Here is a 17,176-nt window from a genome sequence, read left to right on the forward strand (position 1 = left end):
GTCGTGACGACAACCGCGGTGGCGGCTTCCGTCGGGACGACAGCCGTGGCGGTGGCTTCCGCCGTGACGACCGTCCCCGTGACGACCGGCGTGACGAGCGTCCGTCGTTCCGTCGTGATGACCGTCGTGACGACAACCGTGGTGGCGGTTTCCGCCGTGACGACCGTCCGTCGTTCCCCCGTGATGACCGTCGTGACGACAACCGCGGTGGCGGCTTCCGTCGGGACGACAGCCGTGGCGGTGGCTTCCGCCGTGACGACCGTCCCCGTGACGACCGGCGTGACGACAACCGCGGTGGCGGCTTCCGTCGCGATGACCGTCCCCGTGACGAGCGTCGGGACGATCGTCCGTCGTTCCGTCGCGATGACCGTCCCCGTGACGACCGCCGTGACGAGCGTCCGTCGTTCCGTCGCGATGACCGTCCCCGTGACGACCGTCGGGACGACCGTCCGTCGTTCCGTCGTGACGAGCGCCGTGACGACCGCCCCCGCGGTCCCCGTCGTGACGACAGCCGCGGTGGTGGCTTCCGCCGTGACGACCGTCGGGACGACAGCCGTGGTGGCGGCTACCGCGGGCGCGACGACCGGGGTGGCTACGGGCGTCGGGACGACCGCGACCGGGACCGTCCGGAGCGCGCGCCCATCAAGCGGCTGCCGATCCCCGCGGAGGTCACCGGTGAGGAGATCGACCAGGACGTGCGGCAGGAGCTGCTGAGCCTGCCCAAGGGTCTTGCCGAGGACGTCGCCCGCAACCTCGTCATGGTCGCCAACCTGATCGACGAGGACCCCGAGCAGGCGTACGAGTACTCCCGCATCGCCCTGCGGCTCGCGTCCCGTGTCGCCGCCGTCCGCGAGGCCGCCGGCTTCGCCGCCTACGCGACGCAGAAGTACTCCGAGGCGCTGGCCGAGTTCCGGGCCGCGCGGCGGATGTCCGGCAGTGTCGAGCTGTGGCCCGTCATGGCCGACTGCGAGCGCGGCATGGGCCGTCCCGAGCGGGCGCTGGCGATGGCCGGCGAGCCCGAGGTGCAGAAGCTGGACAAGGCCGGACAGGTCGAGATGAGGCTGGTGGCCGCGGGTGCCCGCCGGGACTTGGGGCAGCTCGACGCCGCCATCGTGACCCTGCAGAGCTCCGAGCTCGCCTCCAGCGCCGTGCACCCGTGGACCGCGCGGCTGCGGTACGCCTACGCCGACGCGCTGCTGGCGGCCGGGCGTGAGAACGAGGCGCGTGAGTGGTTCGCCAAGGCGCTGGAGTCCGACAAGGACGGTGCCACGGACGCCTCCGACCGCCTCGCCGAGATGGACGGTGTCGAGTTCGTCGACGCCATCGACGAGCTGGACGCGTCCGAGGACGCTGTCGGGACCGACGAATTCGACGACCTCGATGAGGCCGACGAGGCCGACGAGGCCGAGCAGGTCGGCGACCTCGGCGACGAGGAGGGCCTCGACGAGGAGGTCCTCGAGGTGCTCGCCGACGAGCGCGACGCCGACGACCGGGACGAGTACCGCGACGCGGACGACCAGGACGACGAGCGCGACGACGAGCGCGACGCCGACGGCGACCGTGAGGACGACGCGGACCGCAGGAGCTGACGTCGTGTGACAGAAGGGCGGCACCCCCTCAGGGGTGCCGCCCTTCGTCGTGTCCGGGGCCGTGTCCGGGGCCGTGTCCGGGGTCCCGTCCGGGGGACCTAGTCCAGTGCCAGGCTTCTGAGGACCAGGCCCGTCGCCGGCTTGGGGCCGAAGGAGGTCGACTTGCGGGGCATGGTGACGCCCTGTCGTGCCAGGTCCCGTACGACCTCCTCGCGGACCGGGTGCATGAGCACCGCCGTGCCCCCGCGCCGCTCGGCCTGGGCGACGGCCGCCTCGGTGTCGTGGATGTAGCTGATGTCCTCGGGAGCGTCCGGGATGCGCCAGACGTGGTCCAGGAGCGTGGCGTGCAGCACCGTGGCGTCCAGGGTCCGCCAGGCCTCGGGACGGTCGGTACGGACCGTCCGGGCGAGCAGTTCGGGTGCCGGCCGGTCGACGAGATGGAAGGCGCCGTCGCCCGCGAGCAGGAAGGCGTTGCCGTCGGCCGCGGCGGCGGCCAGGGACTCCACGGCGGTGGACAGCGGCCCCTCGACCCGCCGGACCCGGAAGTCGTCGCCGAGGGCCGCCAGAGCGTCGGCGACCGGAAGGCGGTTGAGGAGGCGGTGGATGGCGCGGACCCGCAGCGGGTACCGCGCCGTGTCGATGAGGAGGACGAGGCCGTAGTTCCACGGGCTGGGGGAGACGTGCTCCTCGCGCAGCCGCAGGTACGTGGCCCAGCGGTGGTGGCCGTCGGCGATCAGGGCCTGGTGGCCGGCGAGGCCCGCGGAGACCGCCGCCAGCTCGGCAGGGTCGGTGATGGACCAGAGCCGGTGGCTGAAGCCGTCCTCGGTGGTCGTGGCGAGCAGGGGCTCGCCGCGGACGGTCCGCTCGATGACGTCGGCGGCCGCGTCGCCGTTGCCGCGGTACGTGAGGAGGAGCGGCTCCAGGTTGGCGGCCGTGGTCCGCATCAGCGCGGCCCGGTCCTCGACGACGTGCGGCATGACGTCCTCGTGCGGGAGCACGAGGCCCTCGTCCGGGGTGGACAGCTCCAGGGCGCCGATGACTCCGCGCTGGAGGATGCCGTCGCCGCTCTGCTCGTACACGTAGAGCGCGGGTTCGGGGTCCGGGGCCAGGACGCCGTCGGCGAGCCAGCGGTCCAGGGTGACGGCGGCCTTGCGGTGACGGGTGCCTGCGGTGATGGCCTGCGGAAGGATCAGCCGGACGATGTTGTGCGGATCGGCCGATTCCAGGTGGTGCAGTCCGTCGGGCCGCACCACGACGTCGTACGGCGGGGAGGTCACGGCGGCCAGGCTGCCGACCCGTTCGGGCACGTAGCGGAGCCCCCGGAACGGGACGAGACGCAGACCGTCGGCGCGGACGTCATCGGCCGCGGGACCTGAGGTGTTCATTACGCAATCGTAAGTGCGGGGTGGCAATGAGCGATGATCGGGGGCGGCGGGGTACCAGCGCGGTGATGTGAGGAGTACGAGGTCATGGGTGACGTCGGCCGGGGTCGGCAGGGCAGGCAGCGGACGGGCGGCAGCGCGCGGGCGCTGAGCGAGGCGTACGACACGGCTCTGCTGGACCTGGACGGGGTGGTGTACGCGGGCGGGGAGGCCATCCCGTACGCGGTCGAGGCGCTGGGCGCGGCGCGGACCGGCGGGATGCATCTGGCGTACGTCACCAACAACGCGCTGCGGACGCCGGACGCCGTGGCGGCGCACCTGACCGAGCTGGGCGTGCCCGCCGTGGGCGCGGACGTCATCACGTCGGCGCAGGCGGTGGCCCGGCTGATCGCCGACGAGGTGCCGGCGGGCTCGCGGGTGCTGGTGATCGGCGGGGAGGGGCTGCGGGTGGCGCTGCGCGAGCGCGGCCTGGAGCCGGTGGAGTCGGCGGACGACGATCCGGCGGCGGTGGTGCAGGGCTACGGCGGTCCCGAGCTGCCGTGGGGGCGGTTCGCGGAGGCGAGCTACGCCGTGGCGCGTGGTGTGCCGTGGTACGCCTCGAACACGGACCTGACGATTCCCGGGGCGCGCGGGATCGGGCCGGGCAACGGGGCGGCGGTGGAGGTCGTGCGGATCGCCACCGGGGCCGAGCCGAAGGTGGCGGGCAAGCCCCTGCCCCCCATGCACCGCGAGACGGTGCTGCGGACCGGCGCGGAGCGCCCGCTCGTGGTGGGGGACCGGCTGGACACCGACATCGAGGGCGCGTTCAACGGCGGCGTGGACTCCCTGCTGGTGCTGACCGGGGTGACGGACGTGGCCCAGCTGCTGGCGGCGGTGCCGGAGCACCGGCCGACGTACGTCGACGCCGACCTGCGCGGGCTGCTGACCGGGCAGCCCGAGGTCGACGCGGGCGGGGACGGGTTCGTGTGCGGGGGCTGGACGGCCTCGGTGAGCGGCGGAGCGCTCGTCCTGGAGGGCGGCGGTGACGCGCTGGACGGCGTACGGGCGCTGTGCGCGGCGGCCTGGACGGACGCGGGCGCGGGAGCGTGCGGCCTGGACGCGGGGAAGGCGCTGGAGCGGCTGGAACTCTGAGCGGGATGCCGAAGCGCGCCCCCTTCCCTTCCGGCACATGCGGGAGGGCTGGGGCGCACGCGCTCCGGCCGAAGATCGGAGGGTAGGCTAACCTAACCGCGCTGGTGGTGGGCGCGATCGGGAACGCGGCCGGCCGGAACGTCGAGCACGTCGAGCACGTCGAGCACGCCAAGAACACCGCGCACGCCGGGAACGCCGCCGGGAACGCCGTCGGGAAGAAGCCGAGAAGAACGTCGGGAGTACGGGCATGAACGGTCAGCCTCAGCGGCTCAGCGCGGACGCGGTCACCCTCGCGTACGACCGGCGGACCATCGCCCGCGACCTGTCCGTGGCGATCCCCGACCACTCCTTCACGGTCATCGTCGGCCCCAACGCCTGCGGCAAGTCGACGCTGCTGCGCGCCCTGTCCCGGATGCTCAAGCCGTCCGAAGGACGGGTCCTGCTCGACGGCCAGTCCATCCACTCCCTGCCGGCCAAGAAGGTCGCGAAGACCCTCGGCCTGCTTCCCCAGTCGTCCGTCGCGCCCGACGGCATCACGGTCGCCGACCTGGTCGGCCGTGGGCGCTACCCGCACCAGGGCCTGCTCCGGCAGTGGTCCGCGGAGGACCAGCGGGTCGTCGAGGAGGCGATGGCGGCGACCGGCGTCGCCGAGCTGGCCGACCGGTACGTCGACGAGCTCTCCGGCGGTCAGCGCCAGCGCGTGTGGATCGCGATGGCGCTCGCCCAGCAGACCCCGCTGCTCCTGCTCGACGAGCCGACGACCTTCCTCGACATCCAGCACCAGATCGACATCCTCGACCTGTGCGCCGAACTGCACGAGACCCAGGGCCGGACCCTCGTCGCCGTGCTGCACGACCTGAACCAGGCCGCCCGGTACGCCACCCACCTCATCGCCGTCCGCGACGGCGAGGTGGTGGCCGAGGGACCGCCGTCGGAGGTCGTGACGGCCGAGCTCGTCGAGCGGGTCTTCGGGCTGCGCTGCCAGGTCATCGAGGACCCGGAGACGGGCACGCCGCTGGTCGTTCCGGCGGGCCGCAAGGCCCGTGCCCGGCAGCCCGAGCCGGCCGTCAAGCGGGTGCCGGAACCGGCGCTGCGGAAGTGACGGCCCCCGGGGCCGGCGGGCGAGCCGCGGCCGGTCCCTCGGGTTCGTGACAGCAGGCGCCGTCGGCTCCTCGCGGACGCGAGGGCGGGCCGGGTTGCGGTCCTGAGCGCCGTGCGCTTTCCCGGTGCTCCGCGGCAAGGACGGCGGCTACAGGAGCGACCGCAGCCGCAGGAGATCGCGGAAGCCCGCCTCCAGCCTGACCCGGCCCGAGGCCCACGCCTTCGCGAAGTTCAGCTCACCGCCGACCATCGCCACGAGGTCGTCCCCCGTCATGGCCAGCCGGATCTGCGCCTTGGAACGCGGCGGGCCCGCCACCGTGTCCTGGACCTCGATCCGGCCGTCCGCGAGACGGCCGGTGAACGTCGTGTCCAGGTCCGTGATGTGGCAGCTCAGGGTGCGGTCGAACGCGGCCGCGCCGCGCACCTCGCCGTCCGCCCGCGCCAGGTTGTCCGAAAGTCTGTCGAGCGCGCTGCGGCACTCCGTGATCGTCGCCATCGCGCTCGACCGTACCGCAGGGCTTCGCGATAGCGTCGGGGCATGAGCGACGCGACGCCGGACCCGGAGGGCAGCGGAACCGGCCCGGAGGACACCGGGCAGGACTCCGGGAGCACCGGGCAGGTCCCCGGCGACACCGGGCAGGACTCCGGGAACGCCGGGCAGGTCCCCGGCGACACCGGGCAGGACTCCGGGAACGCCGGGCAGGTCCCCGGCGACACCGGTACCGATCGGGATCGTCCCGTGCCCGCCGGCGCGGAGGCGGGTCCCGGCGAGGAACCGGCCGGTCCCGGAGGGGACGCGGCCTTCGAGCCCGCCGCCCCCGCGCCCCTCGGGGTGGTGCGCGTGCCCACCGGACACCCGCGGGTCGACCCCCTCCTCGACCGGCTCGGGGATGCCGACCACCTCGCGGCGGACGGACACCTGGAGGTGTACGAGGATGTACACCGTGGGCTGCGCGACGAGCTGACCTCGCTCGACGCCGTCCGCCCGGGGCCCGGCCCCGCACCCGACCCGTACAACCACAGGAGCTGAACCGAACGTGGCAGGAGTGGCACGCCGCCGTCTCGACGCCGAGCTGGTACGCCGCAAGCTCGCGCGCTCGCGCGAGCACGCCGGCCAGCTGATCGCCGCCGGGCGGGTGACCGTCGGCAAGACCGTCGCGACCAAGCCCGCCACCCAGGTCGAGACCGCGGCGGCCATCGTCGTCGCCAAGGACGACAACGACCCCGACTACGTCTCGCGCGGGGGTCACAAGCTGGCCGGCGCCTTCGCCGCCTTCGTGCCCCAGGGACTGGCGATCGAGGGCCGGCGGGCCCTCGACGCCGGTGCCTCGACCGGCGGGTTCACCGACGTCCTGCTGCGTGCGGGCGCGGCCGAGGTCGTCGCCGTGGACGTCGGCTACGGCCAGCTCGCCTGGTCGCTGCAGAGCGATGAACGCGTCATCGTGAAGGACCGTACTAACGTACGCGAGTTGACGCTCGACCTGATCGACGGAAAGCCCGTCGACCTGGTCGTGGGTGACCTCTCCTTCATCCCGCTCGGCCTCGTCCTGCCCGCGCTGGCCGGCTGCACCGCCCCGGACGCCGACCTCGTCCTGATGGTGAAGCCCCAGTTCGAGGTGGGCAAGGAGCGGCTCGGCACCGGCGGTGTCGTGCGCAGCTCCGAGCTGCGGGCCGACGCCGTACGGAACGTGGCGCGGCAGGCGGCAGGGCTGGGACTCGGGGTCCTGGGGGTCACGGCCAGCCCGCTGCCCGGCCCTTCGGGCAACGTCGAGTACTTTCTGTGGCTGCGGGCAGGGGCGCCCGCTCTGGATCCGGCGGATGTCGACCGCGCCGTGGCGGAAGGACCTCGTTGAGCTCAGCGATCGCACCATCTGACACTCGTACCGTCTTCCTGCTCGCACACACAGGCCGGCCGGCCGCTGTGCGCAGCGCCGAACTCGTCGTCCTCGGACTGCTGCGCAGCGGGATCGGCGTCCGCGTCCTGGAGGCGGAGGCGGCCGACCTGCCGCTGCCGCCGTCCGTGGAGTCGGTCCCGGAGGCGTGCTCCGACGCGCTGGAGGGCTGCGAGCTGCTCGTCGTGCTCGGAGGGGACGGCACGCTGCTGCGCGGCGCCGAGTTCTCCCGGGCCTCGGGCGTACCGATGCTCGGCGTCAACCTGGGCCGGGTCGGCTTCCTCGCCGAGGCCGAACGCGACGACCTCGACAAGGTCGTGGACCGCGTCGTCACCAAGGCGTACGAGGTCGAGGAGCGGATGACCCTCGACGTCGTCGTGTACGAGAACGGCGACGTCCTGCACCGTGACTGGGCGCTCAACGAGGCGGCCGTGCAGAAGGTCTCGCCGGAGCGGATGCTGGAGGTCGTGTTCGCGATCGACGGACGGCCGGTGACCGGGTTCGGCTGCGACGGCGTGATCTGCGCGACGCCGACCGGCTCGACGGCGTACGCGTTCTCGGCGGGCGGCCCGGTGATCTGGCCCGAGGTCGAGGCGCTCCTGATGGTCCCGATCGGGGCGCACGCGCTCTTCGCCAAGCCTCTGGTGACGACGCCGGAGTCGGTGCTCGCCGTCGAGGTCGAGCCGCACACCCCGCACGGCGTGCTGTGGTGCGACGGGCGGCGGACCGTGGAACTCCCGGCCGGGGCCCGGGTGGAGGTCCGGCGGGGAGCCGTTCCGGTGCGGCTGGCGCGCCTGCACCACGCGTCGTTCACGGACCGGCTGGTGGCGAAGTTCGCCCTGCCGGTCTCGGGCTGGCGGGGCGCACCGCACTAGGGCCTGTCTTCAAAGTCCCGCCTGGCTCGCGGCGCCCGGTACCGCGCCTCGCTGCGTTGTCGAAGCGTCCGAGTACGTCCAGTACGCGGACGCTCCTCCGCCTTGCGATGCACGGCACCGGACACCGCGAGCCCGACCGGCGCTACTTTGAAGACAGGCCCTAGGGGGCGTTCCGGGGGTGTCCGGGGCGCGTTCCCGGCCCCGGTCGGCGCGCGGGCCGGGGCGGCTCCCTGCCCGGCCCGCCGCCCGTCCCCACTCCCACGGGTGACAGCCGCGCCTTTGACCTGCGGATTCGCCGTGTTCCGGCAGGGTCCGTCGCACAGCGGGGCCCGGACCTCGTAAGGTCTTCCCCGTGTTGGAGGAGATGCGGATACGGTCGCTCGGGGTCATCGACGACGCGGTCGTCGAGCTGTCACCCGGTTTCACCGCGGTGACGGGCGAGACCGGTGCGGGCAAGACCATGGTCGTGACCAGCCTGGGGCTGCTGCTCGGCGGGCGTGCCGACCCTGCCCTGGTGCGGATCGGCGCGGCGTCCGCCGTCGTCGAGGGGCGGATCAGCGTGCCCGCGGGCGCGGCCGCCGCCGTACGGGCCGCGGAGGCGGGCGCCGAGCTGGACGACGGTGTGCTGCTCGTCAGCCGGACCGTCTCGGCCGAGGGGCGCTCACGGGCCCACCTCGGCGGGCGCTCCGTGCCCGTCGGCCTGCTCGCCGAGCTCGCCGACGAACTCGTCGCCGTGCACGGCCAGACCGACCAGCAGGGACTGCTCAAGCCGGCCCGGCAGCGTGGCGCCCTCGACCGGTACGCGGGCGACGCCGTCGCCGTACCGCTGGCCGCGTACGGAGAGGCGTACCGGCGGCTGCGCGCCGTCGCCACCGAACTCGACGAGATCACCACCCGCGCGCGTGAACGCGCCCAGGAGGCCGATCTGCTGCGTTTCGGCCTCGCCGAGATCGAGGCCGTCGCGCCGCGCTCCGGCGAGGACGTCGAACTGGCCGCCGAGGCCGAGCGGCTCGGGCACGCCGAGGCCCTCGCCTCCGCCGCCGCCCTCGCGCACGGCGCGCTGGCCGGCAATCCGGAGGACCCCGAGGGCGTCGACGCGACGACCCTGGTCGCGGGTGCGGGGCGCGCGCTGGAGGCCGTACGGTCGCACGACCCGGCGCTCGCCGGGCTCGCGGACCGCATGGGCGAGATCTCCATCCTGCTGTCCGACGTGGCCGGGGAGCTCGCCGGATACGCCGACGACCTGGACGCCGACCCGCGGCGGCTCGCCGCCGTCGAGGAGCGCCGTGCGGCGCTGACCCAGCTCACCCGCAAGTACGGCGCCGACGTCGCCGGTGTACTGGCCTGGGCGGAGGAGAGCGCCGGCCGGCTCACCGAGCTGGACGGCGACGACGAGCGCATCGGCGAGCTGACGGCCGAACGCGACGAGCTGCGCACCGGCCTCTCGGCGCTCGCGCAGGCCCTCACCGACGCCCGTACGGAGGCGGCGGCGCGGTTCGCCGAGGCCGTCACCGCCGAACTCGCCTCGCTCGCCATGCCGCACGCGCGGGTGTCCTTCGACATCCGTCAGACGGAGACCGCCGACGAGGCCGCGGGCGTCGAGGTCGGCGGACGGTCCGTGCTGTACGGGCCCTCCGGCGCCGACGAGGTCGAGCTGCTGCTCGCCCCGCACCCGGGTGCCCCGCCGCGGCCGATCGCCAAGGGCGCCTCCGGGGGCGAGCTGTCGCGCGTCATGCTCGCGGTCGAGGTCGTCTTCGCGGGCACCGACCCGGTGCCGACGTACCTCTTCGACGAGGTCGACGCCGGTGTCGGCGGCAAGGCGGCCGTCGAGATCGGCCGCCGTCTCGCCAAGCTCGCCAAGTCGGCGCAGGTCGTCGTCGTCACCCACCTCCCGCAGGTCGCGGCCTTCGCCGACCGGCAGCTGCTGGTCGAGAAGACGAACGACGGGTCCGTGACCCGCTCCGGCGTGACCGTGCTGGAGGGCGAGGACCGGGTGCGGGAGCTGTCCCGGATGCTCGCCGGCCAGGAGGACTCCGAGACGGCGCGGGCGCACGCGGAGGAACTGCTCGCGACGGCACGGGCCGACGGCTGACGGCCCCGACGGCCGACGGTCACCGGGGCGCGGGCGGAGACAGCCGCCGAGGGCCGTCCCGGGCCTTCTCGTGCGCCCGCCGGGGATGACGGGACAGCCCTTAGGCTGGCCCGCATGATCGGGAGACTGGCCGGGACGGCCGTGTCGTTCGGTGTGGCGGCCGGGGTGACCCGCGCCGTGTACGCCGGACTGCGCAGGCGGCGTCCGGACGAGCGGCTGCGGCGGACCAATCACGCGGGGCGGACCGTCGACCTGTACGCCGGGCCCGCGACCGCCCTCGGCGTGGCGGCGGGGGCGCTCGGGGCGGGGAACGGGCCGGTCGCCTTCGCCGTGCTGGCCTCCGGCGCCTGCGGGGCCTACGACGACGTGGTGGGCGCCGGTGACGGGCGGCGCGGATTCCGGGCGCACCTCGGGGCGCTGCGGGACGGCGAGGTGACCAGCGGGGCCGTGAAGCTGTTCGGGATCGGTGCCGCCGGGCTGGCCGCCGGGGCGCTGCTCAAGGAACGGCCGGTCGACCGGCTCCTGGCGGGCGTCGTGATCGCGGGGGCGGCTCATCTCGTCAACCTCGTGGACGTGGCGCCCGGGCGGGCCTCGCTCGCCGTGCTCGGGATCGCGGCACCGGGGCTGCTGCGGGGCACGCTCGCCGCCGCCCCGATGGGCGCCGCGCTCGCCGTGCTCGGCGACGACCTCGGCGAGCGCACCATGCTGGGCGACACCGGCGCGCACGCCCTGGGCGCGGCCGTCGGCGGCGCGATCGCCGCCGGGAACGGACGCTTCGGACTGGCCGTCCACGCGGCCGGACTGGTCGCCGCCGCGGCGTGCGGGGACCGGATCAGCGAGCTGGTGCGCTCACCCGTGTGAGTGATACCGGCGGGGGAGTTGGGACGCGATGGGCGGGAACGAGGCGACTTCGGTGCCGGAACGTGCGTGCGGGCTGGCATCCTTGGGCGTGTGACACAGCTCCGTACGGTCCAAGTGCTGGGCGGCGGCAGCGCGGGCAGCAGCGCGCACGTCCGATCACTTGCCGCGGGGCTCGTGGCGAGGGGCGTACGCGTGACCGTGTGCGCCCCGGTCGAACTCGACCGCGCCTACGACTTCATCGGCGCCGGCGCGCACTTCGTGCCGGTGCCGCGCCGCAACGACCCCGCGACGGTCGCCGTGCTGCGCAACGCGTGCGTCGGCGCGGACGTCGTGCACGCGCACGGCCTGCACGCCTCGGTCCGGGCGACGCTGGCGCTGTCCGGCGGGGCGCGGACGCCGTCGCTCGTGACGACCTGGCACACCCGCAACCACGTGGACGGCGCGCGCGGCGGACTGCTGCGGCTGCTCGAACGCAGGACGGCGCGGACCGCCGACGTCGTGCTCGGCACCTCTTCGGAGCTGGTGGACCGGGCGCGCCGGCGCGGGGCGCGCGACGCCCGGCTCGCACCGGTGACCGTGCCCGCCTCCCGCGCGCCGGTCTGCCTGCACGACGGCAAGGCGCGGGCGGAACTGGGCTCGGTGGACCGTCCGTTGCTGATGGCGGTCGGCGCCCTGGTGCCCGAGCGGGGATACGGGATGCTGCTGGACGCGGCGCGGGAGTGGCGGGACCTCGACCCGCAGCCGCTGCTGGTCATCGCGGGCGAGGGACGTGAACGGGCCCTGCTGCAGCGGCGGATCGAGGTCGAAGGGCTCGCGGTCCGGCTGATCGGCCGCCGCGACGACGTGGCGGAGCTGCTGGCGGCGGCGGACGTCGCGGTGCTTCCGTCGCGCTGGGAGGCCCGGTCCCTGCTGGCGCAGGAGGCGCTCCGGCTGGGAGTGCCCCTGGTCGCGACGGCGGTGGGCGGTGTGCCCGAACTGGTCGGTGACGCGGCGGAGCTGGTCCCGTGGGGCGACGCGCGGGCGCTCGCGGAGGCGGTGCGCCGCCTGCTGCAGGACGTGGACCGCCGGATGGACCTGGCGGCGGCGGGCCGGGTCCAGGCGGGCACGTGGCCCACGGAGGACGAGACGATCGCCCACGTCCTGAGCGTGTACGACGAGCTCACGGGCCGGTAGACGCCGGCGGGCCGTGCCCGCCACCCCGTCCACGTCACGCAGCCCGTCCGGGGCCACCGGGGCGCCGGCCCCGGCGCCCGTCCCGTCACGTCGTGTGCCGCCGGGCCCGCAGGGCCAGGGAGAGGGCCAGGACCGTCTGCGGGTCGTCCAGGTCCGTGCCCAGCAGCTCGGAGATGCGGGCCAGGCGGTTGTAGAGCGTCTGGCGGTTGAGATGGAGCTCCCGGGCGGTCTCCGCCTTCCGGCCCGCGTGCGCCAGATAGGTCTCCAGGGTGGGCAGCAGCGGCGGGCGCGACGTGCGGTCGTGGTCCCGCAGCGGACCGATCGCGCGGTCCACGAAGGCCGCCAGGTCCGGGTGGTCCCGCAGCCGCCACAGCAGCAGGTCGATGTCCAGGCGCCGCGCGTCGTACCAGGGCCGGTCCGTCAGCCCCTGCGCCGCCGTCGCGGTCTCCCCGGCGTGCCGCAGCGAGGCGGACGCGGCCGCCCAGCCGCCCGCGACGCCGACCACCACGACCGGGTGCTGCGCCCCGCCCCGCCCCAGGGCTCCTCCCGCGGGCGCTCCCAGGCCCGCCCGCTCGACCCCGGCCCTGAGCGCCGCCGCCACCCGGTCGGCCACCGCCGTGCGCTCGGACTCCGACCGCAGGCCCAGCAGCAGCGGCACCCGGCCCTCCACCGGGCGCACGCCCAGCAGGACCGGCACGCCGACCGAGGACAGCTCCTCCAGGACCGCGCGGGCGAGGAGAGCCCAGTTCCCCGACGGGGACAACTCCGACGCCAGCCGCATCACCACCGGGAGCAGCGGGCCGTCCCCCGGCTTGAAGCCGAGGACCCGGGCCTGGGCGGGTGCGTCCTCCGGGGTGATCCGGCCCTCCGCGAGATCCGTCAGGAAGTCGCCCCGGCCCCGGGCCGCCAGCTCCTCCTCCTGCCGCGCCTGCATGAGCACGACCGCCAGGATGCCCGCCGCCCGCTCGGCCGCCATGCGGTGGACGGGGGACAGGGGAGCGGAGACCGCCAGCAGCACCAGGCGGGCACGGACCGAACCCGTACCCGGACCGCCGCCCGGCACGTCGACGAGCACCGCGCCGGCCGGCGGCCCGGACTCGCGTGCCGCCCGCTGACCGCGCAGCCCGTCCCACACCTGCAGGGGGTCCGCCGGGGCGGACTCGGCGCCCGCCGCGTAGAGCAGCTGGCCGTCCGGGGTCTCCAGGAAGACCGGATTGGCCGTGAAGTCGGCCAGGATCCGCAGCACCTGCGGCACGCCGCCACCGCCGAGCAGCGCCTCCGTGCACTGCCGGTGCACCTCCTCCGCCTGCCGCAGCAGCGCGTAGTGCCCGTTGACGATCTCGGTGTGGATCTCCTCGGTGACGGTCACGAACGGCACCTCGCGGTGCAGCTGCACGAGCGGCAGGTTCGCCGACCGTGCCGCCTCCACGATCGCCGCGGGAAGCCGCGAGAAGCGCGGTCCCAGCTCCACCACCAGCGCGGCGATTCCCCGGTCCGCGAGCCGGCGGACGAAGGCGCGCTGCTCCGCCGGGCGGGTGCCCAGACCCAGTCCGGTGGTCAGCAGCAGTTCACCGCCCTTGAGCAGCGACGCGATGTTCGGCACCTCGCCCGCGTGCACCCAGCGCACCCGCCGGTGCAGCCGGTCGGCACCCACGACGACCTCGGGGAGCCCGCTGCGGAGTCCGGGCAGCTCCAGCGCCCGCTGCACGGTGATCCCGCCCTGATTGTCCATGGGCCCGGACGCTACCTCCGCCGGTGTCGCGGCAACATCACCCGCCGGTCACAGGGCCGGACGGTTGGGCCATCGGGGCGACAACTCGTCGCCTCTGAACGGCATTTGCGCGACCGCATGTCGATTGTGGCGTACATCACCCGGGAGGATGCTCTCCCGCCATGGCAGAGAACCCCACCCCAGCGGTGCAGCGGCTCAAGGCGAACTCGGTCGGCCTCGTCGGCGTCGTGTTCATGGCCGTCGCGACCGCCGCCCCGATCACGGCGATGACCGGCAACCTCCCCATCGCCGTCGGCTTCGGCAACGGCACCGGCGCGCCCGCCGGTTATCTCTTCGCGACGGTCGTCCTGACCGTCTTCTCGGTCGGCTACGTCGCCATGGCGAAGCGGATCACCGCCGCCGGCGCCTTCTACGGCTACATCTCGCACGGCCTCGGCCGGATCGCGGGCATGGCCTCCGGCATGCTCGCGGTCCTCGCGTACGTGGTCTTCGAGGCCTCGATCGTCGGCGTGTTCGCCTACTTCACCCGGACCACGGTCGCCGACCAGCTCGGCGTGGACCTGCCGTGGATCGTGTACGCGGCGGCGATGCTCGCGGTCACCGGCGTCCTGGCGTACTTCGACATCAACCTCACGGCCAAGGCGCTCGGCGTGATGCTCGTCGCCGAGATCGCGGTCCTCTTCGCCGTCGCCACCGCCGTCCTGATCGCCGGCGGCGGGCCGGACGGCATCCCCTTCGAGCCCGTCGACCCGAGGAACGCGTTCACCGGCGCCTCCGCCGGCCTCGGCCTCTTCTTCGCCTTCTGGTCGTGGGTGGGCTTCGAGTCGACCGCGATGTACGGCGAGGAGTCCCGCGACCCCAAGCGGGTCATCCCGCGCGCCACCCTCGTCTCCGTCGTCGGCGTCGGCCTCTTCTACATCTACGTGTCCTGGATGACGATCGCCGGAAACGGCCTCACCGGCTCGGTGGAACTCTCCTCCTCCAGCTCGCCCCTCGACCTCTTCTTCGCCCCCACCCAGTCCTTCATCGGCGCCTGGGCCGTCGACGCCTTCCAGTGGCTGCTGCTCACCGGCTCGTTCGCCTGCGGCATGGCCTTCCACCAGTGCGCCTCGCGCTACCTCTACGCCATCGGCCGCGAGGGCTTCCTGCACCCGGCCCTCGGCCGCACCCACGCACGGCACGGCTCCCCGTACATCGCCTCCTACGTCCAGAGCGCCATCGCCGTCGTCCTGGTCGGCGCCTTCTGGCTCACCGGCCAGGACCCCTACATCCACCTCTACACACTGCTCGCGATCCTCGGCACGATGGCCATCCTCATCGTCCAGACGCTGTGCTCCTTCGCGGTCATCGGGTACTTCCGCAGGAACCACCCGGAGGACCGGCACTGGTTCAGGACCTTCACGGCCCCGCTGCTCGGCGGCATCGGGATGATCGCCGTCGTCGTCCTGCTGATCATGAACATGGAGACCGCGGCGGGTCTGGCCGCCGACTCGCTCTTCTTCGAGGCGATCCCGTGGATCGTCGGGGCGGTCTTCTTCGGGGGCCTCGCCCTCGGTCTCCACCTCAAGCACCGGCGTCCCGAGCGCTACGAGATCATCGGCCGGATCGTCCTGGAGGACGCGGCCGAGCGCACCGACGACGACAGCCCCGCCCCCGCGCCCGTACCCCAGAGCTGACCCCACATCCCCAGGAGCGCCCCATGGCACGCACGAATCCGATGCACCTCCTGAACCGCCTCGCCGCCGAACACGCCGACGCCCGACGGCTCGGTCTCCCCGTCGCCGAACTCCGCGACATGCGGTCCGACCCGCTCGGCCGCCGCTCCCTGCTGAAGTACGCCGCCGCGGCCGGCATCGCCGCCGGCACGGCCGCGGCAGCGGCCCGGCCCGCGCCCGCCCGGGCCGCCACCCCCGCGCCCGGAGCCGGGGGCACGGCCAGGATCGCGGTCGTCGGCGCCGGGATCTCCGGCCTCACCGCCGCCCTCACCCTCCAGGACGCCGGTCTGAGCCCGGTGCTCTACGAGGCCAACCCCGCACGCGTCGGCGGCCGGATGTGGACCCAGCGCGCCCACTGGGCGTACGGGCAGACCTCGGAGATCGGGGGCGAACTGATCGACACCAGCCACAAGAAGATCCTGGAGCTCTGCCGCCGCTTCGACCTGCCCGTGGAGGACTTCCTCGGCGGTGGCCCCAACGGAGCCGAGGAGGTCCTCTGGTTCGACGGCGCGTACTACCCCCGCGCCCGCGCCGACGAGGACTTCAAAGCCGTCCACCAGGCCCTGCGACGCGACCTGTCCGAAGCGGGGGAGGTCCGGTGGAACCGGACGACGCCCGCCGGCACCGCCCTCGACGACATGTCGATACACGCGTGGATCGAGTCCCGGGTCCCCGGCGGCCACGACTCGCCACTGGGTCGATTCATCGACGTGGCCTACAACGTCGAGTACGGCGCCGACACCACCGAGCAGTCCTCGCTCGCCCTGGTCCTGCTGATGGGCTATCAGACCAATCCCGGCCACTTCAACGTGTGGGGCCTGTCCGACGAGCGGTACCACGTCGTCGGCGGCAACGACCGGCTCCCGAACGCCGTCGCCGGGGCGCTCGCCCCCGGCACCCTGCGCCAGGGCTGGTCCCTGACCGCCGTACGGGCCGAGACGGACGGCACCCAGACGCTGACCTTCACCGAAGCCGGCGCCACCCGGACCGTCACGGCCGACCACACGATCCTGTGCCTGCCCCTGCCGATCCTCCAGCGGCTCGACCTCACCCGGGCCGGGTTCGACCCGCTCATGAAGAACCTCCTGCGGGACGCGCGGATGGGCTACTGCACCAAACTCGGCATGCAGTTCGCCACCCGCCCCTGGCGTGGCACCGGCCCCTGGCCCGGCGTCTCGGCGGGCGACTGCTTCACCGACACCGAGGTCCAGCAGACCTGGGACACCACCAAGATCCAGGGCGGCACCGGCGGCATCCTGCTCCAGTACGGCGGCGGCGCCCTCGCCCGGTCGCTCACCCCCGCCGGGCCGTTCTCCACGGAGGCCGACCCGTACGTGCGCAGCCTCGTGACCCGCCGCCTCCAGGGCGTCGACGCCTTCTTCCCCGGCACGTCGAAGGCGTACACGGGCCGCGCGCAGCTCTCCGCCTGGCACCGCGATCCGTACGCGCTCGGCGCGTACTCCTGCTGGCCGGTCGGCTACCTGCACCGGTACGCGGGGTACGAGGGAACCGCCCAGGGCCGGATCCACATCGGCGGCGAACACTGCAGCTACGACTTCCAGGGCTTCATGGAAGGCGGCGCCACGGAGGGGGAGCGGGCGGCCCGGGAGGTGATCGACGCGCTGCGGTGAAG

15 protein-coding genes and 1 pseudogene are annotated in these 17,176 nt (G+C 74.2%); 13 read left to right on the forward strand and 3 right to left on the reverse strand.

Annotated features, from left to right (window positions below; genetic code table 11):
- Together ACGFZF_RS35670 and ACGFZF_RS35675 are read left to right on the forward strand one after the other, a co-directional pair.
- Positions 1–620, forward strand: a pseudogene (locus tag ACGFZF_RS35670) (RNA helicase); the annotation flags it as partial.
- A gap of 21 nt (positions 621–641) precedes the next feature.
- On the forward strand, positions 642–1,589 hold the full coding sequence (locus tag ACGFZF_RS35675) for a hypothetical protein (RefSeq protein WP_393561313.1): 948 nt from the start codon (positions 642–644) through the stop codon (positions 1,587–1,589).
- A 98-nt stretch (positions 1,590–1,687) separates the two neighbouring features.
- Here the strand turns inward: ACGFZF_RS35675 and ACGFZF_RS35680 are convergent, their stop codons facing one another.
- Positions 1,688–2,974, reverse strand: coding sequence for a DUF1015 domain-containing protein (locus ACGFZF_RS35680; protein WP_393561194.1), 1,287 nt, complete (start codon positions 2,972–2,974; stop codon positions 1,688–1,690).
- Positions 2,975–3,058: 84 nt separating this feature from the next.
- On the opposite strand from ACGFZF_RS35680, the gene ACGFZF_RS35685 reads away from it, so the two are divergent.
- The 3 genes from ACGFZF_RS35685 to ACGFZF_RS35695 all read left to right on the forward strand — a co-directional run bounded on the left by ACGFZF_RS35685 (position 3,059) and on the right by ACGFZF_RS35695 (position 5,204).
- The gene (locus ACGFZF_RS35685; protein ID WP_393561196.1) at positions 3,059–4,102 is read left to right on the forward strand and encodes an HAD-IIA family hydrolase; all 1,044 of its coding nucleotides are present in this window, start codon (positions 3,059–3,061) and stop codon (positions 4,100–4,102) included.
- 104 nt (positions 4,103–4,206) lie between these two features.
- Positions 4,207–4,353, forward strand: coding sequence for a hypothetical protein (locus ACGFZF_RS35690; RefSeq protein WP_393561198.1), 147 nt, complete (start codon positions 4,207–4,209; stop codon positions 4,351–4,353).
- On the forward strand, positions 4,350–5,204 hold the full coding sequence (locus ACGFZF_RS35695) for an ABC transporter ATP-binding protein (RefSeq protein ID WP_393561200.1): 855 nt from the start codon (positions 4,350–4,352) through the stop codon (positions 5,202–5,204). The genes ACGFZF_RS35690 and ACGFZF_RS35695 overlap by 4 nt, the downstream gene beginning before the upstream one ends.
- Before the next feature lie 147 nt (positions 5,205–5,351).
- On the opposite strand, the gene ACGFZF_RS35700 is transcribed toward ACGFZF_RS35695, so the two are convergent.
- Positions 5,352–5,699 carry an SCP2 sterol-binding domain-containing protein gene (locus ACGFZF_RS35700; protein WP_393561202.1) on the reverse strand — a complete coding sequence of 116 codons (348 nt, stop codon included), beginning with the start codon at positions 5,697–5,699 and terminating at the stop codon, positions 5,352–5,354.
- A 243-nt stretch (positions 5,700–5,942) separates the two neighbouring features.
- Here ACGFZF_RS35700 and ACGFZF_RS35705 point away from each other — a divergent pair, with 243 nt between their 5' ends.
- From ACGFZF_RS35705 to ACGFZF_RS35730, 6 genes are all read left to right on the forward strand, one after another.
- A complete protein-coding gene (locus ACGFZF_RS35705) occupies positions 5,943–6,233 on the forward strand; it encodes a hypothetical protein (RefSeq protein ID WP_356780251.1) in 291 nt (96 codons plus the stop codon).
- A gap of 7 nt (positions 6,234–6,240) precedes the next feature.
- Complete coding sequence (locus ACGFZF_RS35710; protein WP_393561204.1) at positions 6,241–7,056, forward strand: TlyA family RNA methyltransferase; 816 nt, start codon at positions 6,241–6,243, stop codon at positions 7,054–7,056.
- The gene (locus ACGFZF_RS35715; RefSeq protein WP_393561206.1) at positions 7,053–7,970 is read left to right on the forward strand and encodes an NAD kinase; all 918 of its coding nucleotides are present in this window, start codon (positions 7,053–7,055) and stop codon (positions 7,968–7,970) included. Before ACGFZF_RS35710 ends, ACGFZF_RS35715 begins: the two co-directional genes overlap by 4 nt.
- 364 nt (positions 7,971–8,334) lie before the next feature.
- Positions 8,335–10,062 carry a DNA repair protein RecN gene (gene recN / locus ACGFZF_RS35720; RefSeq protein ID WP_393561315.1) on the forward strand — a complete coding sequence of 576 codons (1,728 nt, stop codon included), beginning with the start codon at positions 8,335–8,337 and terminating at the stop codon, positions 10,060–10,062.
- A gap of 114 nt (positions 10,063–10,176) precedes the next feature.
- Positions 10,177–10,923 (forward strand): hypothetical protein, encoded by a 747-nt coding sequence (locus tag ACGFZF_RS35725; protein WP_393561208.1) that lies wholly within the window; start codon positions 10,177–10,179, stop codon positions 10,921–10,923.
- A gap of 90 nt (positions 10,924–11,013) precedes the next feature.
- Positions 11,014–12,096 (forward strand): glycosyltransferase family 4 protein, encoded by a 1,083-nt coding sequence (locus ACGFZF_RS35730; RefSeq protein WP_393561210.1) that lies wholly within the window; start codon positions 11,014–11,016, stop codon positions 12,094–12,096.
- 85 nt (positions 12,097–12,181) lie between these two features.
- Here ACGFZF_RS35730 and ACGFZF_RS35735 read toward each other — a convergent pair whose 3' ends face one another.
- The gene (locus tag ACGFZF_RS35735; RefSeq protein WP_393561212.1) at positions 12,182–13,828 is read right to left on the reverse strand and encodes a PucR family transcriptional regulator; all 1,647 of its coding nucleotides are present in this window, start codon (positions 13,826–13,828) and stop codon (positions 12,182–12,184) included.
- Positions 13,829–13,989: 161 nt separating this feature from the next.
- On the opposite strand from ACGFZF_RS35735, the gene ACGFZF_RS35740 reads away from it, so the two are divergent.
- The gene (locus ACGFZF_RS35740; RefSeq protein WP_393561214.1) at positions 13,990–15,504 is read left to right on the forward strand and encodes an APC family permease; all 1,515 of its coding nucleotides are present in this window, start codon (positions 13,990–13,992) and stop codon (positions 15,502–15,504) included.
- Between the two features lie 23 nt (positions 15,505–15,527).
- Positions 15,528–17,174: a flavin monoamine oxidase family protein gene (locus ACGFZF_RS35745; RefSeq protein ID WP_393561216.1), complete on the forward strand. Its 1,647-nt coding sequence runs from the start codon at positions 15,528–15,530 to the stop codon at positions 17,172–17,174.
- Positions 17,175–17,176 lie beyond the last annotated feature (2 nt).

Source organism: Streptomyces sp. NPDC048338, assembly GCF_043201055.1.
Taxonomy (GTDB): Bacteria; Actinomycetota; Actinomycetes; order Streptomycetales; family Streptomycetaceae; genus Streptomyces.

Coding starts and splice junctions, on each gene's coding strand:
- ACGFZF_RS35680 (WP_393561194.1), bottom strand. CDS start 2,974: ATGAACACCTCAGGTCCCGCGGCCGATGACGTCCGCGCCGACGGTCTG.
- ACGFZF_RS35685 (WP_393561196.1), top strand. CDS start 3,059: ATGGGTGACGTCGGCCGGGGTCGGCAGGGCAGGCAGCGGACGGGCGGC.
- ACGFZF_RS35695 (WP_393561200.1), top strand. CDS start 4,350: ATGAACGGTCAGCCTCAGCGGCTCAGCGCGGACGCGGTCACCCTCGCG.
- ACGFZF_RS35700 (WP_393561202.1), bottom strand. CDS start 5,699: ATGGCGACGATCACGGAGTGCCGCAGCGCGCTCGACAGACTTTCGGAC.
- recN (WP_393561315.1), top strand. CDS start 8,335: ATGCGGATACGGTCGCTCGGGGTCATCGACGACGCGGTCGTCGAGCTG.
- ACGFZF_RS35725 (WP_393561208.1), top strand. CDS start 10,177: ATGATCGGGAGACTGGCCGGGACGGCCGTGTCGTTCGGTGTGGCGGCC.
- ACGFZF_RS35735 (WP_393561212.1), bottom strand. CDS start 13,828: ATGGACAATCAGGGCGGGATCACCGTGCAGCGGGCGCTGGAGCTGCCC.
- ACGFZF_RS35740 (WP_393561214.1), top strand. CDS start 13,990: ATGGCAGAGAACCCCACCCCAGCGGTGCAGCGGCTCAAGGCGAACTCG.
- ACGFZF_RS35745 (WP_393561216.1), top strand. CDS start 15,528: ATGGCACGCACGAATCCGATGCACCTCCTGAACCGCCTCGCCGCCGAA.